Annotated in this window: 24 protein-coding genes, 1 tRNA gene and 1 pseudogene; 7 read left to right on the top strand and 19 right to left on the bottom strand. The window is 71.5% G+C overall.

The features are described 5' to 3' along the window. Nucleotides 1–39 precede the first annotated feature (39 nt). From DLJ49_RS15070 to DLJ49_RS15060, 3 genes are all read right to left on the bottom strand, one after another. Complete coding sequence (locus tag DLJ49_RS15070; RefSeq protein ID WP_115394383.1) at nt 40–693, bottom strand: YggS family pyridoxal phosphate-dependent enzyme; 654 nt, start codon at nt 691–693, stop codon at nt 40–42. Then, nucleotides 690–2,192: a tetratricopeptide repeat-containing sulfotransferase family protein gene (locus DLJ49_RS15065; protein ID WP_115394382.1), complete on the bottom strand. Its 1,503-nt coding sequence runs from the start codon at nt 2,190–2,192 to the stop codon at nt 690–692. The genes DLJ49_RS15070 and DLJ49_RS15065 overlap by 4 nt, the downstream gene beginning before the upstream one ends. Nucleotides 2,193–2,345: 153 nt before the next feature. After that, on the bottom strand, nt 2,346–3,401 hold the full coding sequence (locus DLJ49_RS15060) for a porin (protein ID WP_115394381.1): 1,056 nt from the start codon (nt 3,399–3,401) through the stop codon (nt 2,346–2,348). 257 nt (nt 3,402–3,658) lie between these two features. Between DLJ49_RS15060 and DLJ49_RS15055 the strand changes: the two genes are divergently transcribed. The 4 genes from DLJ49_RS15055 (at nt 3,659) to holA (ending at nt 8,443) form a co-directional block, all read left to right on the top strand. Continuing rightward, nucleotides 3,659–4,177: a DUF3576 domain-containing protein gene (locus DLJ49_RS15055; RefSeq protein WP_115394380.1), complete on the top strand. Its 519-nt coding sequence runs from the start codon at nt 3,659–3,661 to the stop codon at nt 4,175–4,177. Between the two features lie 108 nt (nt 4,178–4,285). Further along, on the top strand, nt 4,286–6,889 hold the full coding sequence (gene leuS, locus DLJ49_RS15050; RefSeq protein ID WP_115394379.1) for a leucine--tRNA ligase: 2,604 nt from the start codon (nt 4,286–4,288) through the stop codon (nt 6,887–6,889). 2 nt (nt 6,890–6,891) lie between these two features. Continuing rightward, nucleotides 6,892–7,407 (top strand): LPS assembly lipoprotein LptE, encoded by a 516-nt coding sequence (gene lptE, locus DLJ49_RS15045; protein WP_115394378.1) that lies wholly within the window; start codon nt 6,892–6,894, stop codon nt 7,405–7,407. Between the two features lie 13 nt (nt 7,408–7,420). Further along, entirely contained in the window at nt 7,421–8,443 is a 1,023-nt protein-coding gene (gene holA / locus DLJ49_RS15040; protein ID WP_115394377.1) for a DNA polymerase III subunit delta, read from the top strand. A 94-nt stretch (nt 8,444–8,537) separates the two neighbouring features. Here holA and DLJ49_RS15035 read toward each other — a convergent pair whose 3' ends face one another. The 8 genes from DLJ49_RS15035 to DLJ49_RS15000 all read right to left on the bottom strand — a co-directional run bounded on the left by DLJ49_RS15035 (nt 8,538) and on the right by DLJ49_RS15000 (nt 15,968). Beyond that, entirely contained in the window at nt 8,538–9,245 is a 708-nt protein-coding gene (locus DLJ49_RS15035; protein ID WP_115394376.1) for a hypothetical protein, read from the bottom strand. Between the two features lie 59 nt (nt 9,246–9,304). Next, nucleotides 9,305–9,502 (bottom strand): hypothetical protein, encoded by a 198-nt coding sequence (locus DLJ49_RS15030; RefSeq protein WP_115394375.1) that lies wholly within the window; start codon nt 9,500–9,502, stop codon nt 9,305–9,307. A 214-nt stretch (nt 9,503–9,716) separates the two neighbouring features. Continuing rightward, nucleotides 9,717–11,021, bottom strand: coding sequence for a UDP-glucose dehydrogenase family protein (locus tag DLJ49_RS15025; protein WP_115394374.1), 1,305 nt, complete (start codon nt 11,019–11,021; stop codon nt 9,717–9,719). A 96-nt stretch (nt 11,022–11,117) separates the two neighbouring features. After that, nucleotides 11,118–12,185 (bottom strand): NAD-dependent epimerase/dehydratase family protein, encoded by a 1,068-nt coding sequence (locus tag DLJ49_RS15020; RefSeq protein ID WP_115394373.1) that lies wholly within the window; start codon nt 12,183–12,185, stop codon nt 11,118–11,120. A 65-nt stretch (nt 12,186–12,250) separates the two neighbouring features. Next, complete coding sequence (locus DLJ49_RS15015) at nt 12,251–13,729, bottom strand: ArnT family glycosyltransferase (RefSeq protein WP_115394372.1); 1,479 nt, start codon at nt 13,727–13,729, stop codon at nt 12,251–12,253. Continuing rightward, nucleotides 13,701–14,015: a lipid-A-disaccharide synthase N-terminal domain-containing protein gene (locus DLJ49_RS15010; protein ID WP_115394371.1), complete on the bottom strand. Its 315-nt coding sequence runs from the start codon at nt 14,013–14,015 to the stop codon at nt 13,701–13,703. The genes DLJ49_RS15015 and DLJ49_RS15010 overlap by 29 nt, the downstream gene beginning before the upstream one ends. Next, on the bottom strand, nt 14,012–14,839 hold the full coding sequence (locus tag DLJ49_RS15005; RefSeq protein WP_115394370.1) for a glycosyltransferase family 2 protein: 828 nt from the start codon (nt 14,837–14,839) through the stop codon (nt 14,012–14,014). The genes DLJ49_RS15010 and DLJ49_RS15005 overlap by 4 nt, the downstream gene beginning before the upstream one ends. 76 nt (nt 14,840–14,915) lie before the next feature. Next, entirely contained in the window at nt 14,916–15,968 is a 1,053-nt protein-coding gene (locus tag DLJ49_RS15000; RefSeq protein ID WP_115394369.1) for a LacI family DNA-binding transcriptional regulator, read from the bottom strand. 403 nt (nt 15,969–16,371) lie between these two features. Between DLJ49_RS15000 and DLJ49_RS14995 the strand changes: the two genes are divergently transcribed. From DLJ49_RS14995 to DLJ49_RS22485, 3 genes and pseudogenes are all read left to right on the top strand, one after another. After that, the gene (locus tag DLJ49_RS14995) at nt 16,372–17,112 is read left to right on the top strand and encodes a hypothetical protein (RefSeq protein WP_147277320.1); all 741 of its coding nucleotides are present in this window, start codon (nt 16,372–16,374) and stop codon (nt 17,110–17,112) included. A gap of 59 nt (nt 17,113–17,171) precedes the next feature. Continuing rightward, a tRNA-Arg gene (locus DLJ49_RS14990) sits at nt 17,172–17,248 on the top strand. Between the two features lie 92 nt (nt 17,249–17,340). Beyond that, nucleotides 17,341–17,568 (top strand): annotated as a pseudogene (locus tag DLJ49_RS22485) (IS256 family transposase); the annotation flags it as partial. Nucleotides 17,569–17,602: 34 nt separating this feature from the next. On the opposite strand, the gene DLJ49_RS14985 reads toward DLJ49_RS22485, so the two are convergent. From DLJ49_RS14985 to DLJ49_RS14950, 8 genes are read right to left on the bottom strand one after another with little or no spacing between them, the layout of a single operon-like run. Then, nucleotides 17,603–19,234, bottom strand: a complete 1,632-nt coding sequence (locus DLJ49_RS14985; protein ID WP_115394367.1) for a complex I subunit 5 family protein — start codon at nt 19,232–19,234, stop codon at nt 17,603–17,605. Continuing rightward, nucleotides 19,231–20,694 carry a complex I subunit 5 family protein gene (locus DLJ49_RS14980; protein ID WP_115394366.1) on the bottom strand — a complete coding sequence of 488 codons (1,464 nt, stop codon included), beginning with the start codon at nt 20,692–20,694 and terminating at the stop codon, nt 19,231–19,233. The genes DLJ49_RS14985 and DLJ49_RS14980 overlap by 4 nt, the downstream gene beginning before the upstream one ends. Further along, nucleotides 20,691–22,160 (bottom strand): complex I subunit 5 family protein, encoded by a 1,470-nt coding sequence (locus DLJ49_RS14975; RefSeq protein ID WP_115394365.1) that lies wholly within the window; start codon nt 22,158–22,160, stop codon nt 20,691–20,693. Before DLJ49_RS14975 ends, DLJ49_RS14980 begins: the two co-directional genes overlap by 4 nt. Then, on the bottom strand, nt 22,157–22,462 hold the full coding sequence (locus DLJ49_RS14970) for an NADH-quinone oxidoreductase subunit K (RefSeq protein ID WP_115394364.1): 306 nt from the start codon (nt 22,460–22,462) through the stop codon (nt 22,157–22,159). Before DLJ49_RS14970 ends, DLJ49_RS14975 begins: the two co-directional genes overlap by 4 nt. Beyond that, entirely contained in the window at nt 22,459–23,391 is a 933-nt protein-coding gene (locus tag DLJ49_RS14965; protein WP_115394363.1) for a hydrogenase subunit MbhD domain-containing protein, read from the bottom strand. The genes DLJ49_RS14970 and DLJ49_RS14965 overlap by 4 nt, the downstream gene beginning before the upstream one ends. After that, nucleotides 23,388–23,672, bottom strand: coding sequence for a cation:proton antiporter (locus tag DLJ49_RS14960; RefSeq protein ID WP_115394362.1), 285 nt, complete (start codon nt 23,670–23,672; stop codon nt 23,388–23,390). Before DLJ49_RS14960 ends, DLJ49_RS14965 begins: the two co-directional genes overlap by 4 nt. Beyond that, entirely contained in the window at nt 23,665–23,988 is a 324-nt protein-coding gene (locus tag DLJ49_RS14955) for an MrpF/PhaF family protein (protein ID WP_115394361.1), read from the bottom strand. Before DLJ49_RS14955 ends, DLJ49_RS14960 begins: the two co-directional genes overlap by 8 nt. Continuing rightward, nucleotides 23,985–24,491 (bottom strand): Na+/H+ antiporter subunit E, encoded by a 507-nt coding sequence (locus DLJ49_RS14950; protein WP_158547480.1) that lies wholly within the window; start codon nt 24,489–24,491, stop codon nt 23,985–23,987. The genes DLJ49_RS14955 and DLJ49_RS14950 overlap by 4 nt, the downstream gene beginning before the upstream one ends. Between the last annotated feature and the right edge of the window lie 196 nt (nt 24,492–24,687).

Raw genomic sequence — 24,687 nt, 5'->3', positions numbered from 1 at the left:
CCGAAATCCGGTTCGATCGTTCGCACGAGCGATCGGGCGTCAGCCGTAGTTGCGTGCCCCGAAGATGGCCGAGCCGACGCGCACGTGCGTCGCGCCCTGCGCGATGGCGCGCTCGTAATCGTCCGACATGCCCATCGACAGCCCTTCGAGCCCGTGGCGCGCCGCGATCTTCGCGAGAAGGGCGAAGTGCAGCGCCGGCTCCTCGTCGACCGGCGGAATGCACATCAGGCCCTTCAGCGGCAGGCCGAGCTCCCGCACCTCCGCCACCAGCGCGTCGGCCTCGGCGGGCAGAACGCCCGCCTTCTGCGGCTCTTCGCCCGTGTTGACCTGCACGAAGAGGTCGGGGCAGCGGCCCGTCTCGTCGGCCAGCCGCGCCAGCGTGCGCGCCAGCTTGGGCCGGTCGACGGTGTGGATCGCGTCGAACAGCTCCATGGCCGCGCGCGCCTTGTTGGTCTGCAGGGGGCCGACGAGGTGCAGCTCCACCCCCTCGAACCGCTCGCGGAAGGCGGGCCACTTGCCTTGCGCCTCCTGCACCTTGTTCTCGCCGAACACGCGGTGGCCCGCGTCCAGCACCGCCTCGATCCGCTCGAGCGGCTGGACCTTGGACACCGCCACCAGCGTGACCGACCCTTCGGGCCGGCCGGCCTTGCGCTCGGCCGCTGCGATCTTCTCCCGGATCTCCGACAGGCTCACGGTAGCTCCACTCCTTCACGCTCCAGCGCCGCGATCATCGGCGCGAGGTCGGCCTCGTGGCGTCGCCAGCCACCCGCCGCGCCGCCGTGGATCGGCTGGCGGACCTGCTGGATCGACAGCGTCGCCACCTGCCGCTCGGTCTGGTGGAAGGACAGGCACGCCGCATCCCAGTCGAGGCCGGCGGCGGCGACCAGCGCGCGGGTCTGCGGCTCCGGGTCGGCGACGAGATCCTCGTAGCGCAACTCGGTGAAGCGGCCCGGCAGCGTCTCGCGCCAGAACGCCATCATGCGCTCGAACGTGGCGACATAGGCGGCGATGTCGGCCTGGTCGTAGGCGTAGAGATGCGTGCCGGGCGCGAAGACGTTGCGGTAGATCGACAGGCCCAGATCGCGCGGGTCGCGCCGCACCACCACGATCCGCGCCTCCGGCAGCGCCCGCGCCACCAGCCCGATCACCAGGTGGGTCTGGATCGACTTGTCGGTGACGGTGGCCGCGTCGGGCACGGCCCGCGCCAGCAGATCGAGATAGGCGCGGGCGAACCCCGCCACCGCCTCGTCGGCCAGATCGGCGAGCCGGGTGAAGCCGCGCCCCGGGTCGCCCATCAGCCGATAGGCCTCTTCCAGCACGAAGCGCATCTCGCCGCCGCCCGTCACCCGTGGATGGCTCGCGAGGATCTGCTCGACCAGCGTGGTGCCGGAGCGCGGCAGGCCCGTGACGAAGATCGGCCGCGGCCCCTCTGGCGCCTCGGCGAGCGGGGTGAAGTCGCCCCCCCTGAACGCCGCGATCAGCCCGTCCACCTCGGCCCGGCGGCGGGCGATGTCGTAGGGCTGCGCGGCGCGCATCGCGGCATTGGCCGGATCGAGGTAGCGGAACACACGGTCGTGCTGGCCGGTATCGGCCATCGCCTTGGCCAGCGCGAACTGGAGCTGCATCCGCGAGCGCCCGGTGACGGCGGGGTCGGCATGGGCGTCGAGCATCTGGCGCAAGAGCGGCTCGCCCTTGCGCACCCGGCGGGTGGTCACGAGCATCCGGTAGAGCTCGCCATCCCTCGGTGCGCGTTTCAGCGCGCGGCGGAACTCCTCTTCGGCCGCCTCGAAGTCGCCCATGCGCTGCAGGAGAAGCGCCTTGTCGGCGCGCGGCTTCACCTCGCGCGGCATGCGGCGGATCAGGTCGTCCCACGCGGCGAGAGCCTCGCGCGTGCGGCCGGCGGCGCCCAGCGCCTCGGCACTGGCGGCGAGGATCGCGGGCTCGTCGGGCTTGAGCCCCCGCGCCTGATCGAGCGCGGCGAGCGCGGCGTCGGCATCGCCGCGGGCCAGCGCGATGCGGCCGAGCTGGAAATGCGGCTCGGCGAGGCCGGGCGCGGCTCGGGCGACCGCCGCGTAGCCCTGCGCCGCCTCGCGCAGGCGGCCCGCCTCGTGCAGCGCGCGCGCCTTGCGATAGGCGGTCTCGATGTCGGACTTGCGCGGGGCGGGGCGCGCGGTGCCATTCTGAGCGGCCATCACCGTCCTCGGCATGGGAAACGTCAGGCCCCTGCTAACACCGGGGCGGGGCCTGCGAAAGACGCTTGCGGGGCGGTGGGGCGGGGGCGCGGGCAAACGAAACGGGGCGAGCCTGCCGGCCCGCCCCGAAATCTTGCCGTCTCTCGCTTCGGATCAGAACGAGAAGGAGAGGCCGAGCGAGTAGTCGTCGATCTGCGCATCGACCTCCGAGCCGTCGACGTCGACGTCCGAGTTGCCGTAGCCGAAGAGCAGCGAGGCGCCGCCGCCGAGGTCGTAGCCGGCCGACAGGCCGAAGCCCGACACGGTCACGTCGTCGCTGTTCCACTGGCCGTAGTTGGCGTGCACCGAGAAGGCGTCGAACGAGTAGCCGGCACCGATGCCGATGTGATCGACGTCGTCGCCGTCGTCCACGTCAAAGTAGGTGTAGGTCAGCGCCGCGTCGAGGCCGTTGTCGAGGCTGACATCGGCGCCAATGGCGGTCGCCGCGACCTCGCCCACGAGGACGGGCACGTTGATCGTCTGGTCGTCGGCATCGCCGCCGACCGAGATCGAGCCGTTGTCGGAGTACTGGTAACCGATGCCGACGCCGGCCGAGCCGCCCGCGAAGTCGAAGTCGTAGCCGAAGCCGATGGCCCAGGTCAGATCGTCATCATCTTCGAGCACGGTGCCGTTGGGGCCCGAGGGCATCTGCTCGACCGAGAGGGCGAAGGTGAAGGCGTCGAACGAGTAGTCGTACCGCACCACCTGGTTGTCGCCGGAGCCGTCGAGCCACGAGCCGAGGTAGCCCAGGTGCGCCGTTTCGGCGTCGTTGATCGAGCCCGGGTTGCCCGCGTTGCCCATGTCGGTCAGCACGAAGTCGACGGCGCCGTCGGTGTCGCCCATCGTCAGGGTGCCGAAGTCGCCCGAGATGAAGATCGCGACGCCCTGGTTGGCGAGCTCGTTGCCGAGGTTGCCGGCCTCGTCGAGGTCGACCGACACGCCGAAGGCGAGGCCGCCATCCGTCTCGCCCGACATCGAGAACGTCACGTCGACGTCGTTGAAGAACTGCATCGGGATCGTTTCGTCGAACTCGTCCCCGGCCGCGTTGGTAATGCTGGCGCTGCCACCAACGACACCCATTTCGGCCGAGCCCGAGATCGCGATTTCCGCGGCGGCGAACGACGCGGAGGTCATCACCAGGGCCGTGGACGTGAGAAGAACCTTTTTCATCGTTTTCCCTCGTATGTTCAAAGGTGGACCGCAACCCGGAGGGCCAGATTGGGTATGCGCCTCTCTTCGCTCCGCACGCCCCGCAAGGCAAGGCGGGCGCGGCGCGGCACCGGTGGCTCCTGCGATTTGGTGCAGCTTTGCCACAGTGTTGCCGAAGGCCCGTATCGGGGCGTGGAACCGGGCCGCCCGGGATTGATCTTGCCGCTGCGGCGGGGCTGCGATACCCAAGCCGCGAAGGCGCGACGACGGGGGGCTTCATGCACGAAAGGGCAAGGCACGGCAGTGGCGGCGCGCGTCGCACGGTCCTGGCGCTCGGTGTCGCGGCCACCGCGCTGACCGCGGGGTGCGAGGGCGGGGGCTTCTCGACGCAGACGACGCGGCCCGTTCCCGACGAGTTCAACCCGCGCTACGACGAGCGCCTCGGCGAAGAGCGCGAGACGATCTGGGATCTGTTCTACAATACCGACGACCCCAACACCGCGCTCGAGGTCAACCGCTACCTGTGGAACGCCTCGCTCGACATCCTCGGCTTCCTGCCGATCGAGACGGTCGATCCCTTCTCGGGCGTGATCGTCACCGGCTATGGCGTGCCGCCCGGTGGCGGGCGGGCCTATCGCGCCACGATCCAGGTGCGCGACCCCGCGCTCGACGCCCGCTCGCTGAAGGTGGCACTGGCCACGCGCGGCGGCCCCGTCGACGCCGACACGGTGCGCGCCGTGGAGGATGCGATCCTCACCCGCGCCCGCCAGCTGCGCGTCCAGGACAGCCGCCTCTGACCGTCTGCCCCGGCCCGCGGGCCCGGAACGCGCCTCCCCGGTCAGGGTTTACCCCTCTCGCCGTCCGCCGTATCTGTCGCCCGTCCGACCAAGGGAGACCGCGCGCCCATGTCCCGCCTGACGCCGTCCGAGATCGAGCCGAAGTGGCAAGCCGCGTGGGAGCGCGCCGGCTGCTTCACCGCCCGGCACGACCCGGACCGCCCGAAATACTACGTGCTCGAGATGTTCCCCTACCCCTCGGGGCGCATCCATATCGGGCATGTCCGCAACTACACGATGGGCGACGTGATCGCGCGCTACAAGCGCGCCCGCGGCTACGCGGTGCTGCACCCGATGGGATGGGACGCCTTCGGCATGCCGGCCGAGAACGCGGCGATGGCCTCGGGCGGCCACCCGAAGGACTGGACCTACGGCAACATCGCCGACATGCGCGACCAGATGAAGCCGATGGGCTTTTCCATCGACTGGTCGCGCGAGTTCGCCACCTGCGACCCCGAGTACTACGCCCAGCAGCAGCGCCTGTTCATCGACATGCTAGAGGCCGGCCTGATCTACCGCAAGGCGGCGGTGGTCAACTGGGATCCGGTCGACATGACCGTGCTCGCCAACGAGCAGGTGATCGACGGCAAGGGCTGGCGCTCGGGCGCCCCGGTCGAGCGGCGCGAACTGGTGCAGTGGTTCTTCCGCATCTCCGACTTCTCGGAGGAATTGCTCGAGGCGCTCGATACGCTCGAGAAGTGGCCCGACAAGGTGCGGCTCATGCAGGCCAACTGGATCGGGCGCTCGCGCGGCCTGCGCCTTGCGTTCGACCTGACGGCCCCGGCGGCCGGGCACGAGCGGATCGAGGTGTTCACCACCCGGCCCGACACGCTGATGGGGGCGAGCTTCGTCGCCGTCTCGCCCGATCACCCGCTGGCGCGCGCGCTGGAAGAGGGCGATGCCGACCTCGCCGCCTTCAGCGCCGAATGCCGGCGCATGGGCACCTCGGAGGAAGAGCTCGAGACCGCCGAGAAGAAGGGCTACGACACCGGCCGCACGGTGCGCCACCCGCTGATCGAGGGGCGCGAGCTGCCCGTCTGGGTCGCCAACTTCATCCTGATGGATTACGGCACCGGCGCGATCTTCGGCTGCCCCGCGCACGACCAGCGCGACCTCGACTTCGCCCGCAAGTATGGCCTGCCGGTGATCGACACGTTCCGGCCCGTGCCGTTCTCGTCCGACGTTGAATCGGCCGAGCAGGAGGGATTCGTCTCGCCCGAGGCTGGCGCTGACGCGGCATTCGTGCCGCAGAAGACCGAGAAGGTGCGCTGGATCGACCACTTCGCCGGGCTGACCGAGGCCACGGGCGAGGAAGCCATCGACGCCTCGATCGCCCATGCCGAGGCGAACGGCTGGGGCGAGGGCGTGGTGCAGTTCCGCCTGCGCGACTGGGGCATCTCGCGCCAGCGCTACTGGGGCTGCCCGATCCCGGTGGTGCATTGCGAGGCGTGCGGCGCGGTGCCGGAGAACCGCGAGAACCTGCCGGTGCGCCTGCCCGACGACGTCAGCTTCGACCAGCCGGGCAACCCGCTCGACCGCCACCCCACATGGCGCGACGTGCCCTGCCCGGAATGCGGCCGGCCGGCGAAGCGCGAGACCGACACCATGGACACGTTCGTCGACTCCTCGTGGTATTTCGCCCGTTTCACCGCGCCCCGCGCCGAGACGCCGACCGACCCCGAGGAAGCCGCCTACTGGATGAACGTCGACCAGTACATCGGCGGCGTCGAGCACGCGATCCTGCACCTGCTCTACTCGCGCTTCTTCGCCCGGGCGATGCACATCACCGGTCACCTGCCGGAAAAATGCCGCGAGCCGTTCGAGGCGCTGTTCACGCAAGGCATGGTCACCCACGCGATCTACCAGACGACCGACGATCGCGGCCGTCCGGTCTACCATACACCCGACGAGGTGGACGTGCGCGAGACGGGCGAGATCGTCGTTCGCGCGACCGGCGAGACGGTCGAGGTGATCCCCTCGCAGAAGATGTCGAAGTCCAAGCGGAATACGGTCGATCCCGCCGCCATCGTGGCGCAGTACGGGGCCGATACCGCGCGCTGGTTCGTCATGTCCGACAGCCCTCCCGAGCGCGATGTGGAGTGGACGGCCGCAGGCGCCGAGGCCGCGTTCCGCCACCTGTCGCGGGTCTACCGCATGGCGGCGGAGAACGACCCCTCGGAGCCTGGCGCCGAGGCGGAGGACGAGCCGCTGCGCCGCGCCACCGCCCGCGCCATCGCCGACGTGACCGAGGGTATCGAACAGTTCGGTTTCAACACGTCGGTCGCCAGGCTCTACGCCTTCACCAACACGATCGCCCGCTCCGCCGCCTCGGGCGCGGCCCGGCGCGAGGCGCTCAAGGTGATGGCGCAGCTCATGCAGCCCATGACGCCCCATCTCGCCGAAGAGATGTGGGAGATGCTGGGCGGCGAGGGGCTGCTGGCCGAGCAGCCGTGGCCCGAGGCCGACCCCGCCCTGCTCGTCGAGGACACGATCACGCTGCCGGTGCAGGTCAACGGCAAGAAGCGCGGCGAGATCACCGTGCCCAAGGACGCTGCGAAGGACGTGATCGAGGCGCTGGCGATGGACGAGCCCGCCGTGCAGCGCGCGCTCGACGGCGGCCGGCCCAAGAAGCTGATCGTCGTGCCGGGCCGCATCGTCAACATCGTGGTCTGAGCATGGGCCGGGGCGCGCCTTCTCGTCGCCGGGCGCTGGCCGCGCTGGCGGCGCTTGCGGCGCTTCCCGCCTGCGGGTTCTCCCCCGCCTACGCGCCCGACGGGCCGGCCACGGCGCTGCGGGGGCAGGTTCTGCCTGACACGCCGGGCGATTCCTACGCCTTCCGATTCGTCAGCCAGATCGAGGAGCGGCTGGGTCGCGCGGGGGAAGGCGCCCCCTTCGCCCTCGGCTACGGCCTGCGGCGCGCCACGGTCGAGACCGCGCAGACCGGATTCGGCAACGTGCTCCGCTTCTCGCTCGACGGCGCTGCCGACTACGCGCTGCGCCGCCGCGCCGACGGGGCCGTGCTGACCAGCGGCCAAGTCACCGGCTTCGTCACCTGGTCCGACGTCGGCACCTCCGTCGCCGTCCGCTCTGCCCGCGCGGACGCCGAGCGGCGCCTCGCCACCCTTCTGGCCGACCGCGTGGCGACCCGGCTCGTCGCCGCCGCCGCCGCCGGCGCAGACTGGGCCGCCTGACGCGGGGGCCCCGATGAAGCTCTCCGCCCGCGATGCCAAGAAATTTCTCGCCCGGCCCGAGCCGCGCCCCGCCGCGCTGATCTACGGCGCCGACCCGATGCGCGTGGCGCTCAAGCGGGCCGACATGCTGGCGGCCCTTCTCGGCCCGGATGCCGAAAAGGAAATGCGGCTCGAGCGGATCGACCCGGGCGAGGCCCGCCGCGCCCCCGGCGCGGTCGCCGACGCGCTCAGGGCGACCGGCTTCTTCCCCGGCCCGCGCGCCGTTCTGATCGAGGAGGCAGGCGACGGGGTCGCACCCGCCGTCGCGGCCGCGCTCGGCGCCTGGGCGCAGGGCGACGCGACGCTCGTCGTCACCGCCGGCGCTCTGCCCGCGCGCTCGAAGCTGCGCAAGCTGGTCGAGGGGCATCCCGCGGCCGTGGCGCTGCCGATCTACGACGATCCGCCGGGCCGCGCCGAGATCGAGGCGGAGCTCGCCCGCGCGGGCCTCTCGAACGTAGAGCGCGCCGCGATGGCCGATCTCGAGGCGCTCGCCCGCGCGCTCGATCCCGGCGATTTCCGCCGCACGCTCGAAAAGATCGCGCTGTACAAGCATGGCGATCCCGCGCCGCTCACGTCGGCAGAGATCGCGCTCAACGCGCCCGCCACGATCGAGGCGGCGCTCGACGATGTGCTGCGCGCGGCGGCCGAGGGCCGGCAGGCCGAGATCGGCCCCCTCATGCACAAGCTCGAGGGGCAGGGCGTGCAGCCCGTCGCCCTCGTCATCGCCGCCTCGCGCCACTTCCGCGCGCTGCACGCCGCCGCCGCCGATCCCGCCGGCCCCGCACAGGCCCTCGGCCGCCAGCGCCCGCCGATCTTCGGCCCCCGCCGCGATGCGATGACCGCACAGGCCCGCGGCTGGGGCCCCCGCAAGCTGGAACAGGCGCTCAGGCTCCTGCTCGACACCGATCTGGCCCTGCGCTCGGCGGGGCAGACGGCGCCCCAGGCGGCGCTCGTGGAGCGCGCCTTCGTCCGCCTCGCGGTCATGGCGCGGCGCTAGCGCGCCGCCCCGTTCCCCCCGGGGCGCACCCCTCGCTTCTTTCTGTTCCAAATACGCAATGGCGCAAGGCCCGACGCCCCGCCCTGAGGCCGGCTCAGGCCCCGGCGGCGCCGCGCCGCCCGGCCCTGGCCATCAGTCGCTGATGCGCCGAGACCGCACGCGCCTCGAAGGCGACGCTGCGCAGGAAGCGGTTGTCGGCAAGATTGATGAGGTGCAGGAGGCGCTCGTCGAGGCCCTCTGCGAACAGACGGTCCTCGAGCAGTTCACGCTCGCTGTCGTCGAGGTCGAGCAGCAGCGGGCGCCCGCCCTCCTGCGCGACCTGCACCGAGACGAGCGTCAGCACCGGGACACGCGCAAGCCCCGACTGCTCGACCACGAGGTGGAGGTCTTCGGTCTCCATGCCCCGCCCCGCCGCGATCCGCGCCAGCACGTCGCGCGCGCGCAGGGTCAGCAGGTCGAGGCCACGCGCCGCATCGGCCTCCGCGATCAGCTTGCGCCGCTTCTCGGGGGTCGAGACCGACAGGAACGTGCTCTCGATCATGAAGACGATGGCAAACATGAGAAGCGGCGCCTGGCTGATCCCCAGCGCCAGGTCGGGGCGGATCAGCATGGCGATGGGAAACGGCGAAAGCGCGAGGATGTAGCGTAGCGGCGCCTGGTCGAACACGATCCGCCAGAAGACGCCACGGAAAAGCGGCCGCCGCGGGATCACCCGCAGGCCCCGCCCAAGCATCTGGCTGCCGACCCGGGTCAGACGCAGCCGACGCGGATCGACCACGGTGGAGGGCGTGACGACGAACATGCGGCAAACGTATCGCACGGCGCGGCCGAATCTAGCCGCGACATCGGCGGCGCGACCGCTCAATCGGGGCCTGTCGCGCTCTTTTTCGCCACCCGTGCCATGAGGCGGGCATGGGCGGTCACCGACTGCGCCTCGAAGGGAACGTGGCGCACATGGCGGGTCTGCGTGCGATTCACGCGGTGCAGCCGCGCTTCGTCGCATTCGCTGTCGAAGAGGCGGCCGTCGAGCATGCGCCGCTCGTCCTCGGTCAGCTCCATCAGTTCGGGAGCGCCATCGACTGCGTCGTGCCGCTGCACCGAGACGAGGGTGAGGACCGGCGCACGCGCCAGCGGCGGCCCCCCACCAGAAAGAGCAACCGCGAATGGTCCATGCCGCCGGCGGCGGCAATGCGGCCGAGAGGCGTCCCCCGGCGCCCTCGAAGGATCCGGAGAAGCGAAAGCCGGGCCTCGGGGCCCCCGTGGGCGCCGGTTGCTAGCGCCCCACGGCCACGTAGTCGCGGAAGCCGGCGGCCAGCGCGTCGCCGCGAGCGTAGACGTTGCGCAGGTCGGCCATGCAGGGCGTCCGCATCGACCCGGCGAGGCGCGCGAGGTCGAGCGCGCGGAACTCGTTCCACTCGGTCAGGATCACCACCGCGTCGGCGCCCTCGGCAGCTACATAGGGGTCGTCGTGCCACTCCACGCCCGGCAACAGCGTCTCGCCCTCGCGCCGCCCCTGCGGATCGACCACGCGCACCGTCGCGCCTCCGCCGACGAGCGACGGCACGATGGTCAGCGACGGCGCCTCGCGCATGTCGTCGGTATTGGGCTTGAAGGTGACGCCGAGCACCAGCAGCGTCCTGCCGTTGACCGAACCGCCGCAGAGATCGAGCACCTTGTCGATCATGCGCCGCTTGATGCCGTCGTTCACGCGGATCACCGTCTCGGTGATCTCGAGGGGGCGCGAATGATCCTGCCCGGTCCGCGCCAGCGCGCGGGTATCCTTGGGGAAGCACGAGCCGCCGAAGCCGGGGCCGGCATGCAGGAACTTGTTGCCGATCCGGCCGTCGAGGCCCATGCCCTTGCTCACCGCCTTGATGTCGGCGCCGACCGCCTCGCAGAGGGCGGCGATCTCGTTGATGAAGGTGATCTTGGTCGCAAGAAAGGCGTTGGCGGCGTACTTGATCATCTCGGCCGATTCGAGATCGGTGTAGACGATGGGAAACTCGCGCAGGAAGAGCGGGCGATAGATGTCGCCCATCACCTCGCGCGCGCGATCCGCCTCCACGCCCACGACCACGCGGTCGGGCCGCATGAAATCGTCGATCGCCGCGCCCTCGCGCAGGAACTCGGGGTTCGAGGCGACATCGAACTGCGCGTCGGGGTTGGCCGCGCGCACCCGCTCGGCGACCTCGCGGTTGGTGCCCACCGGCACGGTCGACTTGGTGACGATCACGGCGTAGCCGGTCAGCGCGCGCCCGATCTCTTCCGCCGCAGAGTAGACGTAGGTCAGGTCGGCATGGCCGTCGCCCCGGCGGGTGGGCGTGCCCACGGCGATGAACACCGCGTCGGCGCCCGCCACGGCCTTGGCCAGATCGCCGGTGAAGGTCAGCCGCCCCGCCTCCACGTTCTTCGCCAGCAGGCGGTCGAGGCCCGGCTCGTAGATCGGGATCTCGCCGCGCTCGAGCATCTCGATCTTGGCGGGGTTCTTGTCGACGCAGACCACATCGTGCCCGAAATCGGAGAAACACACCCCCGAGACGAGCCCGACATAGCCCGTCCCGATCATTGCAATCTTCATCGCCAGCCCCTCGTCTTCTCCCGCCGGACCGGCCGGAACGGCCGCCACGCGGGGTGCGCATGGTCCATCCCTGCCGGGGTGTCAATGTGACGTGTGTCAGGGCCCGCGGCCGGCGGCGAGCGGCTCGTAACGCGCGACGTACCAGTCGACGAATCGCGCGATGCCCTCGGCCAGCGGCGTGGGCGGGATCTCGCCCACCAGCGCGCGGGCGAGCGTCGTGTCTGCCCATGTCGCCGGCACGTCGCCCGGCTGCATCGGCAGGAGGCGCCGCTCTGCCGGCTGCCCCAGCGCGGCCTCGACCGCGTCGATGAAGGCGCCGAGCTCGACCGGGTCGGACGCGCCGAGATTGACGACCCGCCACGGCGCCACCGGCGACAGGCTGTCGCCCGGCACGGCAGACCGGCGTTCGGCTGCGTCCACAGGCGGCGGCGCCACCGGGATCAGGCGCACCAGCGCCTCGACGAGATCGTCGACATAGGTGAAGTCGCGCCGCATGCGCCCGTGGTTGTAGACGTCGATCGGCTCGCCCGCCCGGATCGCCCGCACGAACCGGAACAGCGCCATGTCGGGCCGCCCCCACGGCCCATAGACGGTGAAGAAGCGGAACATCGTCACCGGCAGACCGTGCAGGTGGGCATAGGCATGGGCCATCGCCTCGTTCGCCTTCTTGGTCGCGGCGTAGAACGACAGCTGGGTGTCGGCCTTGTCCGTCTCGGCGTAGGGCATATCGGTATTGGCGCCGTAGACCGACGAGGTCGAGGCCATCAAGAGATGCGCGGGCGGATGGGCGCGCGCCGCATCCAGAAGCTCGAACGTGCCGACGAGATTGGCCTCGACATAGCTGCGGGGCGCCTCGAGCGAGTAGCGCACGCCGGCCTGCGCGGCGAGGTGGATCACGGTGCCCGGTCGCTCCTCGGCCATCAGCGCGGCGAGGCAGCCGGGCTCCTCCAACCGCGCCTCCACCGCGCGGAAGCCCTCGAAGGTGCCGAGCTCGGCCAGCCGGGCGCGCTTCAGCCGCACGTCGTAATAGTCGGTGACGGCATCGAGGCCCACGACCCGCCAGCCCTCGGCGAGCAGGCGCCGGGAGACGTGATAGCCGATGAAGCCGGCCGCGCCGGTGACGAGGGCGGCGCGCGGGGCGGTTTGGCAGGCGGGGTCGCTCATGCCCTTCCCTTGCCCCAGAGCGCCGCGGGCGGCAACGGCGAATGGCCCCCCGGTCGGTCAGACGATCAGGGCGCCGGCGGGCGCAGGCAGTCGGCCGGCAGGCGCCAGGCGCCCATCGGGCGCTCGCGGTAGGCACCGCTGTCGGGGGCGAGCGTGGCGATGGGCGCGATGCTGCCGCAGCGCTCTGGCAGGTCGTCGAGCCGGCCGACATAGAGCACCTCGCCCGTGACGCTATCCGGCATGGCGCGGGTCTGCTCGTAGTGGTTGGCGGGGCGGCCGCGGGGCGGGCGGGCCCAGATCGTCACGCCCGCGTCGCGACCCGTATGGAACAGGTCGGCCAGCAGCGAACGCCCGTCGACCACGACCTCGTCGCCATGCTCCCGCGCCAGCGCGAGGATGTCGCGGCTCATCTCCGACTGCCCGAGATAGCGGGCGAAAAGCAGCCGGTCGCCCGCGCGCCAGTCGGTGCCGAAGGCGAGCGCCAGCGGCAGCGCGGCGGCGAAGGCGGTGTGGAGCGCGAGGCTCCCCCACAGCCAGACGCGTCGCTTGGTCATGAGCCACGGCACCACGGCGAGCAAGCCCGCGAGATAGGCCGCCGCCGCCCAGTTGGCATAGGCCTCTTCCAGCAGGGCCTGCCCGCAGACGACGGCGATGATCGGCAGCGACAGCCACAGCAGGATGCGCCGCTCGACCGAGCCCGCGCCGCCGCGCGCCCCCAGCCACAGAAGCGCGCCGAACAGCACCGGCCCGAAGACGATGAACTGCGCGCCGAAGAACTCGGCGAGGCCGGCGACGTTGAGCCCCGACCGATCTCCCGGCGCGCGCACCCATTCCACGTTGTCGAGCGTGTGCTGCAGCGTGGTCAGCCCGTTGGCGACGTTCCAGCCGACGTTGGGCGCGGCCGCGAGCAGGAAACCCAGCGCGCCCCAGCCCGCCGCGCGCCAGCCCGGACGCGCCGCCGGCACGAAGAGGGCGGCGAGCGCGGCACCCGTCGGCCCGTAGACGGCCGCGTATTTCCCGAGGAACGCCACGCCCGCGGCACACCCCGCCGCGAGGGCAAGCGCCCAGGCCGACCGGCCTGCTGCCCGGCGGTCGAGCGCGGCGAGCCAGAGGCCGAGCGCGGCGGCGAGGAAGGGGAACATGATCGTGTCGGTCGAGATCAGCGCGCTGCCCACGCTCACCATCGGCAGCGTGACGTAGAGCGCCGCGACCCACAGCGCCGCCCCCCGCCCGTAGCGGTGGCCCGCGATCCAGGCGAGGATGAGCGCGGTCGCGGCGTGAAAGAGCGGCGCTGGCAGTCGTACCCAGAACGGCGCGTCCGAGCCGCCGAGCTCAACCGAGGCGCGGATCACCCAGCCGATCAGCGGCGGCTTGGAATAGTAGCCGAAGGCGAGCTTCTGCCCCCAGAACCAGTACTGGCTCTCGTCCATGTAGAGGTCGGTGCGGTTGAGCGCGAGCAGCGCCACCCGCGTCGCGGTGACCGCGAGCACGACGGCCAGCGCCCCCGGCAGCCATTCACTCGGGCGCGCGGCGGCGTTCGGCATGGATGAGGACGAGGTTGCGCAGGTAGATGAACACGCCCATCGACTGGCCGAGGATGAACACCGGGTCGCGCCGGTAGATCGCGTAGGCCAGCAGCACCAGCCCGCCCGCGATCGAGAGATACCAGAACGCGACCGGCACGACCGAGCGCCGCTCGCGCTCGGAGGCGAGCCACTGCACGAGGAAGCGGGCGGTGAACAGAAGCTGACCGCCGAGGCCGAAGACGACCCACCAGAACTCGGTCCAGGTCTGGACGCCGAGCCATCCGAAGGCGGTGGGCTCGGTCATGCGCCCGTCGTCTCCCGCGCCGTTTCGCGCTCCGGTGCCGGGGCGAGGGTCGTGCGGGCGATCCCCACCTCCTCGGGCGCGGCCTTCTTGCGGCGCTTGACCAGCCATGCCACGCCGATCAGGTCGTGCACGCCCGCCACCGCCCGGCGCAGGTTGCTGTATTTCGACCGCCCCGCCATGCGACCCCGGTGGCTGACGTCGACCAGCGCCACCTCCCACCCCTGAGCCCTGAAGAGCGCAGGCAGGTAGCGGTGCATGTGGTCGAAATAGGGAAGCGCGAGGAAGGCGTCGCGACGAAAGCCCTTGAGCCCGCAGCCGGTGTCCCGCGTCCCGTCCTTCAGCAGCCACGCCCGAAGGGTGTTGGCGATGCGCGAGCCGAGGCGCTTCGACAGCGAGTCCTGCCGGCCCACGCGCTGGCCCGCGACAAGGCCGAGCCCGGCGCGGGCCTCGGCCAGAAGCGGGGTGTAGAGCTTCGGAAGTTCCTCGGGCGGGTTCTGACCGTCGCCGTCGAGCGTGCAGACGACCCGCCCCCGCGCGGCGAGCACGCCGGAATGGACGGCCGCGCTCTGCCCGGCGGCCTTCGCGTGGCGCACGAGGCGGATGCGCGGGTCGGCCGCGGCGAGCGTCGTCACCTCGCCCGAGGTGGCGTCGCGCGAGCCGTCGTCGACCGCGATCACCTCGACGGCCGTTCCCTCGCAGGCGGCCAGGATGCCGGCGATCAGGGGGGCGACGTTGGGCGCCTCGTCGTGCATCGGGATGACGACCGACACCTCCGGCGGCGGGCCGTCGGCGGCAGGGCCTTGGGAGGGGGGCGACTGGGTCATCGGCGGCCTCGCGCGGGTCGCTTCCCGTTAACAGGAGGGCGGCGGGGAAGTCCACTCGCCCCGCCGCGCGCGCCCCTCAGCCGCGCACGAGCGTGTCGCCGACATTGATCGTGGGCGTCAGCACGACGCGCTCTCCGCCGCCTTCGGGCGCGTCCTCGGCCGCGGCGCCGCCCTGCGCGGCCGCCTCGGCCCGCGCCGCCACGATGCGCGCAGCCGCCTCGCCGATCTGGCGGCGGCAGGCATCCATCGTCGCCAGCCGCTTGGGCAGCCCGTCGAGCAACTCGATGTTGTTGAAGCCGGCGAGGCCCACCTGCCCGGGCACGTCGATGCCCTGCTCGAGGCACCAGAGCAGCCCCCCGGCCCCGATCATGTCGTTGGAATAGTAGAGAAAATCAAGGTCGGGCCTGCGGTCGAGCATTGCCTTCGTCATCTCGCGCCCCTTCCCGAGGCTGGAGCCGCCCGAGTAGAACTCGCGGTCGGCCACCTCGATCCCGGCCTTGGCAAGACCCTCGGTGAAGCCCTCGAACCGCTTCCGGGCCCGGTGGTCGAGCGGCATCTTCGTGCCCATGAAGCCGATCCGCCGATAGCCCTGCTCGACGATGGCCTGCGCCATCATCAGCCCCGCCCGCCGGTGCGAGATGCCGACAACCGCATCGACGGGCTGGCCGTCGGTATCCATGATCTCGACCACGGGGATGCCGGCGCTGGCCAGCATGGCGCGCGCGGAGTCGGTGCGCTCCAGCCCCGCGATGATGACACCGGAGGGGCGCCACGACAGCATCTCGTAGAGCACCTGCTCCTCCCGCTCGGGGCGGTAATGGGTGACGCCGAGCACCGGCTGAAGGCTCGTCTCCTCGAGTTCGCCCGAGATGCCGTTCATCACCTCGGGAAAGACCATGTTCGACAGCGACGGGATGATGACCGCGACGAGGTTGACCCGGCTCGAGGCGAGCGCGCCGGCGATCTTGTTGGGCACGTAGCCGAGGCGCTTGGCAGCGGCGAGCACGCGCTCGCGCGTGGCCTGGCTGACGTCGCCGCGATTGCGCAGCACCCGGCTGACGGTCATCTCGCTGACGCCGGAGGCTTCGGAGACGTCGCGCAGCGTCAGTGGTCGGCGCATCTCGGTCATCTTGACCTCCTTCTCGCAACGGGCGCGGATCGTTCCCTACCCGACCATTCCGGGATACGCCACTTGCACGTCGCGGGGGCAGCGACCATGCGTCACTTCCCGAAAGGCCCCTGACGCGTCAGGTTGAACTTACGCGGCGTAATTCAACCGGACGGCCGCGAGGAGCATTTCGATGGCATGGGGCGAAGAGAACTACTGGGGCGGAGGCACCATGCCGCCACCTCTCGAAACGATCCCGGACCTGAAGAACCCCTGGGCGAAATGCCTGGCCTGACGCAAGCCGAAGGAACGCGGCAAGCCCGGCTTCGAGATCCCCGACTTCGACGACGAAATGGAGCAGGCACAGGCCGGAGGGGTCGACTGGCTGCAGATCGACCGGGCGACGGCGCTTCTGGGGACATCCATGCTCGCCCTCGAATTGTCTCTTGCGGACGACCGGTTCGCCAATACGGCGAGCGGCATAGCGTGGGACATCATCATCGACATCATCGGGGTCGTCGCAGGTATTCTTGGCTGCACCTCCTCGCTTGGCGCCATGATCGCCGGCCTCGACCCCGTGACGGTCGACTACCGCAGCCGGGTTCGACCGCCTCTTCCGCGCAGGCTCGCGCTGCCGCGCTCCACGCCGCCGGAGGCCGCGGCTCACGTCCTGGCCATGGCCGAGGTCGACCGCCTCTCCACCGCCGAGATCGACATCGTGGACCGCGCCCGAGCCGCGGCGGCGGCCTCGGCAGACGAGCATTACAGACGCCATCTGCAGGATCTGTTCGTGGTCCAGACCCTCCGCGGCGAGGCCCTCGGCGAGGCGACGGCCTCTCTGCGCGGCATGCTGAGGGCGCAGTCCGACCGGTTTGGTCGCGTGACGGCCGAGCCGGGCCGTCCTCTCCGCGAGGTGCTCAACCCGCTGACCAATCTGCGCGCGCCTCTGGAGGCGATCGGGGTCGGGGCAACCGACGTGAACGCGGTGCTGCTGGCGAGCCGTCTGCCGGGGCCGTTATTGTCGGCCCTGCAATCCGGTCGGGCTGCCCTCCTCGACAGGCACGGCGGTGTCGTGGTGCGCGCCCTGCACGACATGGCGGATGTCATCGACGCGCAGGATCCGCTCAGCCGTGCCGCGTTCGAATGGCCTGACCGCGGCCCGTAGCCCGGTGCGCCCTGTCGAATTGACGGCGGCGCAGCTAACCCTGTAAGCCCGGACCACGCGGCCCCGTGGCTCAACTGGATAGAGCAGCCCCCTCCTAAGGGGCAGGTTGCAGGTTCGAATCCTGCCGGGGTCGCCACCTGTTATAGGGTGCTCTCCGCAACGGCCGATGCTTCGGTCAGCTTTGGGTCAGTTGTTCGGTCTCGCGTCGGTCTGACGTTCGGCGAGGGCGCCGGCGAAAGGCTGTTCGTCTTCACGCGGCTCGCCCCCTCGCGATGGCAATCGGCGCGGACAACGACGGCGATGGAACGGCTGTGCGCCGTGGTCCGCCGACGCATCAAGACGCGGCCCTTGCTGCCATGCGCGGACTCCGTTCCGCTGCTGCTCCGGGCGGTGCCCCCGCCGGGTGAGATACAGATGCGCAAGATCGACGGCTGGGAGGCCTTGTCTCAGCCGATCGAGAGGCCACCGTTGGGCGCGCATGCGAAAGGCATCACGGCAGAAGGGCGAACATCAGCAGGACCAGAAGTGGAATCAGGACACCGGTCAGCCTCCACCGGATCAGGATGCCCTCCAGTCTCGCCGAGTTGCGTCGCGCTGCACGGAGGGCACCATCCGCATCGGCGCGAAGCGAAAGCGGAGCGGGAATCCTGACCGCGCGCCCCCGCCACGCCCCCAGGATCAGCAGCAGATCGCCGGGCGGGAGTTGCGGCAGTCGCCACCGAAGAACCGCTGCAGCGGGCGGAAGGGCGATTGCCACGGGCCACAGAGCATCGATCAGGGTGTCCGCCTTGAACAGGTAGTCGGGGCCGTGCCCGGACCAGGCGCTCCACAACAGCCATGGCCCCGTGACGGCAAGGACGCCCAGCGCAGCCGGCAGCGCGAACCGGGCACCCCAGAGCGCCTCGTCGCGGCCCTGCATCTGCCAGAGACGGGCCAGGAACCATATGAGGATCAGGCTCGTCGCGACGGAGCTGAGGCTGAGCGCCAGGGCCGACCAGTCCGCAAGGCCCTGCTTGACGGCCGCCTTGGCCAGCGCGCCGCCGGTCAGCGGAAGCCCGGCGACCGAGGCGGAGACGGCCGCCGCCAGCGCGAGGCACAGCAGGCGCCGGCCCCGGCCCGATGCCGCCATCATCACGCCGACCAGCAGGAACAGCGCGCCCTTGGCCAGTCCGTGATGCAGGGCGAAAAAGGGAACCGTCTCGCGCGCCGCGCCGCCGGCGCCCACCAGCATGATCATGAGGCCCATCTGGCTGATCGTGGAATAGGCGAGCACGGCCTTGGGGTTGGCCTGCGTCAGGCCCCAGAGCGCCGCGCCGAAGGCCCCCACGAGGCCGAGGGGCATCAGCACCGGGCCGAGCGCGCCCTCGGGCACGAAGAGCACCAGCCCGAACAGCCCGGCCTTGACGATCGCTCCCGACAGGACGGCCGAGCCCGGCACCGGCGCCGCCGGATGGGCGAGCGGCAGCCAGACATGGAGCGGCACGAGACCCGCCTTGATCCCGAAGCCGAGGACGAGAAGCGCGATCCCGACCGCGCTCGAGCCGGGGGCGCCGAGCGCCGCGCGGATCTCGCCCACGGCCATGCTCTGCGCCGCGTCGGCCCCGATGATGAGGCCGACGAGCAGCGCCACCTCGCCCGCCAGCGCGATCACGATGTAGACGCGCCCGGCATGCAGCGCCTTTTCGGTGCGCTCGTGCACGATCAGGAACCACGAGGCCAGCGAGACCGCCGCGAAGGACACGTAGAAGGTGACGACATCGAGGGCGAGAAAGACGCCGAGATTCCCCGCCAGCACCAGGCACCAGAACCCCGAGAAGATCGCCGTGTGCGGCCGGCCCGTCATCGGCTGCGCCGCCAGCGCCGCGACGAGCCAGAGCGCCGCCGTCATGCCCAGCAGCAGGCGCCGCGCATCGTCGAGCTCGAGCGTGACGCCGAGCAGAAGGTCGGGCGCGGCCGTCACGCCCTGTCCGCCCGCCAACGCCAGCCAGAGTGCCGGCACGGGCGCCAGGGGCAGAAGCCGCACGGCCACCGGCCGCAGCGGCGGCATCGCCGTGAGCGCCCCCAGCAGCAGCGGCCAGATCAGCGCGGCGAGCGGCAGGAACGGGCCGATCCACGGGGTCATTCGAGGTAGTCCCTTTCGGAGATCAGCGTGGCCCAGCCGAGCGGGCTGATGTCGGAGGCGGCGAGCATGCCCGCGAGGACGGCGGCAAGCGCGGCGGCGACGGCGGGGCCGACGAGCGCGGGCGCTCTCTCGTCCGCCTCGGCATCGGGCGCGATCTCGCGGAACCAGAGCCGGTAGAGCAGCGGCACGAAATACGCGGCGTTGAGAAGGGTCGACGCGCCCAGAACCGCCAGCACCCACGGCGCCTCGGCCTGCAATCCGCCGATGCCGAGATAGATCTTGCTGACGAAGCCGGCGATCGGCGGCAGCCCGATCATCCCCAGCGCGCCGATCGAGAAGCAGGTCGAGGTCCAGGGCATGCGGCGGCCGAGCCCGTCGAGCCCCTCGATCGACCGGACCCCGGCGCGCTCGTCGTAGATCCCGGCGCAGAAGAACAGCGTGATCTTCATCAGGCCCTGATGCACCAGATGCGCCAGACCGCCGATGACGGCGAAGGGGCTCGCCAAAGCGACACCGAGAATGATGTAGCTGACCTGGCTGACGGTCGAATAGGCGAGCCGCTTCTTGATCTCGGTCTGCTGGAGTGCCCGAAGCGATCCCCAGATGATCGTGAAAGACGCCAGCGCGGCGAGCGGGGTGCCCACCCCCAGCTCGGCCACGCGCTCGATGCCGAACACGTCGTAGATGACGCGGATCACGCCGAACGCCCCGGCCTTGACCACCGCCACGGCGTGAAGCAGCGCCGAGACCGGCGCCGGCGCGACCATCGCGGCGGGCAGCCAGCCATGCAGCGGAATGATGGCCGCCTTCATGCCCACGCCGACGATGAAAAGGGCGAAGATGACCCTGAGGCTCGCCGGGTCGACGCCCGAAAGGTCGGGCGGATCGGTGAACAGGATCGGGCCGGTGGCGCTTTCCAGCCAGACGATCGCGACGAGCAGGATCGTGCTGCACGGCAGGGCGTAGAGCAGGTAGCCGCGCGCGGCCCGGAGCGAGGCCGCATCCTGCTTGTGGGCTACCAGCGGCCAGGTGCTGAGCGTCAGGAGCTCGAAGAAGATGAAGAACGAGATCAGCGACCCCGAGAGCGCGATGCCGGTCGTCGCGAAGACGCAGAGGCTGAAGAAGCCGAAGAAGCGCGATTGCTCCGGCTTCTCGCCGAGGTAGGAGATCGCGTAGATCGTCGTCAGCAGCCACAGTGTCGCCGAGAGCGAGACGAACAAGAGCGCCAGCGCGTCGATCCGCAACAGCAGGACAAGCCCGGGCGCGAGCGGTATCGCCGTCTCGAAGGATGCGCCGCCCGCGACCGCGACCAGCATCGCCACGATCAGCGCCCCCTTCACGACCGCCCCGCCGAGGTTGAGCGCGTTGCGCAGGCGATAGCTTTCCTGGCGCAGGAAAAAGGTGATCGCCGCCGGCACGAGCGACGTCAGCAGGATGAAGATGGGCAGGAGTCCGGTCACAGGCCCTCTCCTGCCGCTTGCGGGCGCCCGGTGGACAGCAGATCGAACGGCGCCGCCGACGCGATCCCGAGAGCGACGGCTGCGCCCGCGAGGATCAGCGGGACGACCTGCCGGCCCCGCGACGGGAGCGGCGAGTCAGGCACCTCGGCGCGCGCGAAGATCACCGCCACCGGCCGGTAGAGATAGGCGGCCGCCAGCAATCCGCCGCCGGCCATGACCAGCGCCCAGCCCCATTGCCCGGCGGCAAAGGCAGATGTCATGATCAGGTATTTCGCCGTGAACCCGCCCGAGGGCGGCAGGCCGACGAGGGTGATCGACGACAGGGCGAAGGCGAAGGCGGTCATCGGCATCGCCGTGGCGATGCCGCGCAGATCCTCGAGGCGGTCGCCGCCCCGCGCCGCCATCCACTGCCCGACCGCAAGAAACATCGCCGCCTTGGCCAGGCCGTGGCTCAGGGCGAGAAAGACCGCCCCGTTCCATGCCCCCGCCGCCCACGGCATCTCGGCAGACGCCCCGCCGGCAAGCGGGAAGACGAGGAACAGGTAGCCGATCTGCGCCACCGTCGAATAGGCGACGATCAGCTTGAGACGTTCCTGGACGAGCGCCGCGAGGCCGCCCCAGATGACGGCCGCCGTCCCGAGCGCCGCCATCAGCGCCAGCGCCCCCTCGGTCGCCTGGTCGGGCATCACGTCGAACCAGAGCCGGAGCAGGATCACGAAGGAGGCCTTGGGCACCAGCGCCGACAGCATGGCCGAGGCCGGCGCCGGGGCACCGCCATGGGCGGGCGGCAGCCAGACGTGGAAGGGGAAAAGGGCGGTCTTGGCCATCAGGCCCACCGTCATCAGCGCGAGCGCGAGCCCGTCCGTCCGTGCCGGGGTGCGGTCGGTCAGAAGGCCCGCGTCGAGGGCGCCGTGGGCGGCATAGACCAGCACGACGCCCGCGAGGTAGAGCAGCGACCCCGCCAACGCGAAGATCATGTAGCGCATCGCCGCGGCGAGCGCGGCGGCCTTGCCCTCGATGGCGACCAGCCCGATGGCGGCGAGGCTCAGAAGCTCGATCCCCACATAGAGGTTGAAGAGGTCGCGCGAGACGAACACCGCGTTCAGCGCGGCCCAGAGCAGCAGCATGAGCGGCCAGAAGCCGAAGGCCGCGCGCGCCCCTGCGGCGCCGGGCGCCAGCATGTGGCGCGCGGACAGGCCCGCGGCGGCCATCACCGTCGCCGTCATCACGATCATCGCGGCGGCCAGCCCGTCGGCCTCGACGGCGATGCCGACGGGTGGCGCCCAGCCTCCGATCTCGAGCCGGGGCACACCCCGCGCGGCGACCCAGGCGGCCAGCGCCAGGGCAGCGGCCAGCGTCGCGGCGATCGCCGTGGACGCCGCGATGCGCGCCGCGCGGCCCGGCAGCGCGACCGTCGCGAGCGCGCCGGCGAGCGGCAGCACGAGCACTGCGACGAGGGCGCTCACGCCTCCTCGTCTTCCTCGGGAAGCGCAGGGCGCCCCGACGCCCGCGCATGGGCCACGACCAGCCCGACGGCCAGCGCGCTCGCCGAAAGGGCCACGACGATTCCGGTGATGATCAGCGCCTGCGGCAGGGGGTCGGCCGCGCCGCCTCGCGCCCCCGCCGCGCCGAGAAAGACGAACAGCCCCGAGCCGATCAGGTTGAAGGCAACGACCCGGCGCAGGAGGTGCCGCGCCGAGATCAGCCCGAAGACGCCGATGCCGACGAGCGCCGCCCCTGTCAGCGCGTAGAGCGTCGGGCCGGTCATCGCCTGTGCCCCCGCTCCGGCGGGCCGATGACGAGGAAGGCGAGCGTCACCGCGATCGACGATGCCAGCGCGATCTCGATGGCGAAGATCGCGCCGCCCGCGATCGGCTCCGGCAGGGTGAGGAAGCCCGCGCCCAGCGCGGCTCCAGCGACGCCGGCGGCGAGGAACACCAGCGGCCCGACGACCATCGCCGCCCGCCAGAGATGCCCGGTGACACGCGGCGTGCGGATCAATCCCGCCAGGGCGGCGACCAGGCCGACGGCGGCCAGCACCGTTCCGCCCTGGAAGGCCCCGCCGGGCCGGTCCGCGCCGATGTAGACCAGGTAGATCCCCACGAGAACGCCCACCGGGGGCAGGAGGCGGCCGAAGCTCTCCATCACTCCGCCGGGTCGCACGTGCTGCGGCAGGCCGAGCCGGTCGTGCCAGTCCTCGTCGCGGGCCAGCAGCCACAGTCCGACGAGGGCGGCGAGCAGCACGATGCTCTCCAGAAGCGTATCCCAGGCGCGGAAGTTGAGAAGGACGGCCGTGACCGGGTTCTCGACCCCCGCCCGCGGAAGCGCGGCTGCCAGGTCGGACCCCGGCCGCTCCGGCTCGGGCAGGGCGAACCAGGCCCAGGCCAGCGCCCCGGTCAGCCCCGCACAGGCGAGCGCCGCGGGCAGGTGGGGGCGGCCGGGCGCCGGCTCGGCCTCTGCCCCGGTGCGCGCGAGCTTGCCGACGGCCGCCAGAAAGAGCACCCCGGTCAGGCCCGCACCGATCGCCGCTTCGGCCAGGGCCACGTCGACCGCGCCGAGGCGGACCCAGGCCACCGACAGAAGCAGCCCGTAGACGATGAAGAAGACGATCGCCCGGAACACGCCCCGTCCAAGGACCGTCGCCAGCGCCACCGCGACGATCAGGCCGCAAAGCGTCGCGTCGAGGGCCAGCGTCATTCCCCGTCCCGCTCACGCAGGGCGTCGCGGGCGATGAGCTGCGAGACCGTTGCGGCGGCGAGAAGCATCAGCCCCCATATCAGCGCGAGCAGCGCCACGTCGCGCCAGCTTCCGGCCTGGAAGGAGGTGCCGAGGGCGATGAAGCCGAGGCCGAGATTGTCCGCCTTGGTCAGCGCGTGGAGCCGGCTGAACACATCGGGAAAACGCAACAGGCCGGCCGACCCGGCGGCGAAGAAGACCAGGCCGATGCCGGTGAAGGCGTAGGTGGCGAGATCACCCATCCGAGGCCCCGCCCGCGGGTGGCGGCTCGACGATCCCTTCGTCGTCCTCTTCAGGGTCGCCGCCGCCATCCGCGCTCACCGCCTTGACGAAGCCGACCGCCGCGAGCGCCCCGAAGAGCGAGAGCGTGAGGGCCACGTCGAGCGCCGCCCAGCCTTCGACCGGCGCGAGCAGCATCAGAACGGCGACGCCGGATGTCCCGGCGAGCTGCGCGCCCATCATCCGGTCCGCGCGCCCCGGCCCGCGCCAGACGCGCAGCAGCGCCGCGCCGAGGCTCGCCAGAACGCCGACGGCCACGAAGCTCAGCCACGCCGTCATGGCGCGCCCCCCGCGGCAGTGGATGACGGGCCGGCCTCGACGATCATCGCCGCGATCGCGGCCTCCTCGCGCGGGATGGCGCGCTCGAATCCCGCTTCCGTGTCGAGCAGATGCACGAGCAGACGGTCGTCGCGCACACCTGCCGCGAGCGTTCCCGGCATCAAAGACAGCTCTGCCCCCATGGCCACGCGCCCCCCGTCGCGCAATCGCGCCGGCACTTCGACCCAGCCGGGCGAGAGCGGCATCCGCGGCGACAGGGCGCGGCGCGCCACGTCGAGGCCGCCGATCAGCGAGCCGCCCGCAAAGGCCGGGAAGTGCCTGACGAGGCGCCCCAGAACAAGGTGCTGCCGCTGCGGCAGAAGGCGCAGGCCGAGCCATGTCGCAAAGGGCACGGCGACCGCCCCGACGGCGAGCGCCTTGACGTCGGTGCCGCTCAGCACGACCCAGACCCCGCTCGTGAACAGCAGCCGGTGAATGAACGCCGTCCGGACCGTCCTCTCCATGCCGGAAGGACACTCCATCCGCCGTTCCCATGCAAGGGCACGGCTCGAGTATGCGCTGCCCGTGGCGCGCGAGCCGGGGCATCCGCCAGCCGCCGGCACCGGTCGGCGAAGGCCCCGGCGCGGCGACGGATGGCGCCGAGCGGGGCGCGGCGCGCCACCCCGGGCAGGGCGTGCCGGGCGTCATGCAGCGCGGCCC

This window comes from Rhodovulum sp. 12E13 (genome assembly GCF_003340565.1).
Taxonomy (GTDB): domain Bacteria; phylum Pseudomonadota; class Alphaproteobacteria; order Rhodobacterales; family Rhodobacteraceae; genus HLUCCA09.
This window is presented reverse-complemented; position numbering and strand designations above follow the sequence as displayed.

Excerpts from the sequence above, each read along its gene's own strand:
- DLJ49_RS15065 (WP_115394382.1), bottom strand. The coding sequence starts at position 2,192 with ATGGCCGCTCAGAATGGCACCGCGCGCCCCGCCCCGCGCAAGTCCGAC.
- DLJ49_RS15060 (WP_115394381.1), bottom strand. The coding sequence starts at position 3,401 with ATGAAAAAGGTTCTTCTCACGTCCACGGCCCTGGTGATGACCTCCGCG.
- DLJ49_RS15055 (WP_115394380.1), top strand. The coding sequence starts at position 3,659 with ATGCACGAAAGGGCAAGGCACGGCAGTGGCGGCGCGCGTCGCACGGTC.
- leuS (WP_115394379.1), top strand. The coding sequence starts at position 4,286 with ATGTCCCGCCTGACGCCGTCCGAGATCGAGCCGAAGTGGCAAGCCGCG.
- lptE (WP_115394378.1), top strand. The coding sequence starts at position 6,892 with ATGGGCCGGGGCGCGCCTTCTCGTCGCCGGGCGCTGGCCGCGCTGGCG.
- holA (WP_115394377.1), top strand. The coding sequence starts at position 7,421 with ATGAAGCTCTCCGCCCGCGATGCCAAGAAATTTCTCGCCCGGCCCGAG.
- DLJ49_RS15035 (WP_115394376.1), bottom strand. The coding sequence starts at position 9,245 with ATGTTCGTCGTCACGCCCTCCACCGTGGTCGATCCGCGTCGGCTGCGT.
- DLJ49_RS15030 (WP_115394375.1), bottom strand. The coding sequence starts at position 9,502 with ATGGAGCTGACCGAGGACGAGCGGCGCATGCTCGACGGCCGCCTCTTC.
- DLJ49_RS15025 (WP_115394374.1), bottom strand. The coding sequence starts at position 11,021 with ATGAAGATTGCAATGATCGGGACGGGCTATGTCGGGCTCGTCTCGGGG.
- DLJ49_RS15020 (WP_115394373.1), bottom strand. The coding sequence starts at position 12,185 with ATGAGCGACCCCGCCTGCCAAACCGCCCCGCGCGCCGCCCTCGTCACC.
- DLJ49_RS15015 (WP_115394372.1), bottom strand. The coding sequence starts at position 13,729 with ATGCCGAACGCCGCCGCGCGCCCGAGTGAATGGCTGCCGGGGGCGCTG.
- DLJ49_RS15010 (WP_115394371.1), bottom strand. The coding sequence starts at position 14,015 with ATGACCGAGCCCACCGCCTTCGGATGGCTCGGCGTCCAGACCTGGACC.
- DLJ49_RS15005 (WP_115394370.1), bottom strand. The coding sequence starts at position 14,839 with ATGACCCAGTCGCCCCCCTCCCAAGGCCCTGCCGCCGACGGCCCGCCG.
- DLJ49_RS15000 (WP_115394369.1), bottom strand. The coding sequence starts at position 15,968 with ATGACCGAGATGCGCCGACCACTGACGCTGCGCGACGTCTCCGAAGCC.
- DLJ49_RS14995 (WP_147277320.1), top strand. The coding sequence starts at position 16,372 with ATGCTCGCCCTCGAATTGTCTCTTGCGGACGACCGGTTCGCCAATACG.
- DLJ49_RS14985 (WP_115394367.1), bottom strand. The coding sequence starts at position 19,234 with ATGACCCCGTGGATCGGCCCGTTCCTGCCGCTCGCCGCGCTGATCTGG.
- DLJ49_RS14970 (WP_115394364.1), bottom strand. The coding sequence starts at position 22,462 with ATGACCGGCCCGACGCTCTACGCGCTGACAGGGGCGGCGCTCGTCGGC.
- DLJ49_RS14965 (WP_115394363.1), bottom strand. The coding sequence starts at position 23,391 with ATGACGCTGGCCCTCGACGCGACGCTTTGCGGCCTGATCGTCGCGGTG.
- DLJ49_RS14960 (WP_115394362.1), bottom strand. The coding sequence starts at position 23,672 with ATGGGTGATCTCGCCACCTACGCCTTCACCGGCATCGGCCTGGTCTTC.
- DLJ49_RS14955 (WP_115394361.1), bottom strand. The coding sequence starts at position 23,988 with ATGACGGCGTGGCTGAGCTTCGTGGCCGTCGGCGTTCTGGCGAGCCTC.
- DLJ49_RS14950 (WP_158547480.1), bottom strand. The coding sequence starts at position 24,491 with ATGGAGAGGACGGTCCGGACGGCGTTCATTCACCGGCTGCTGTTCACG.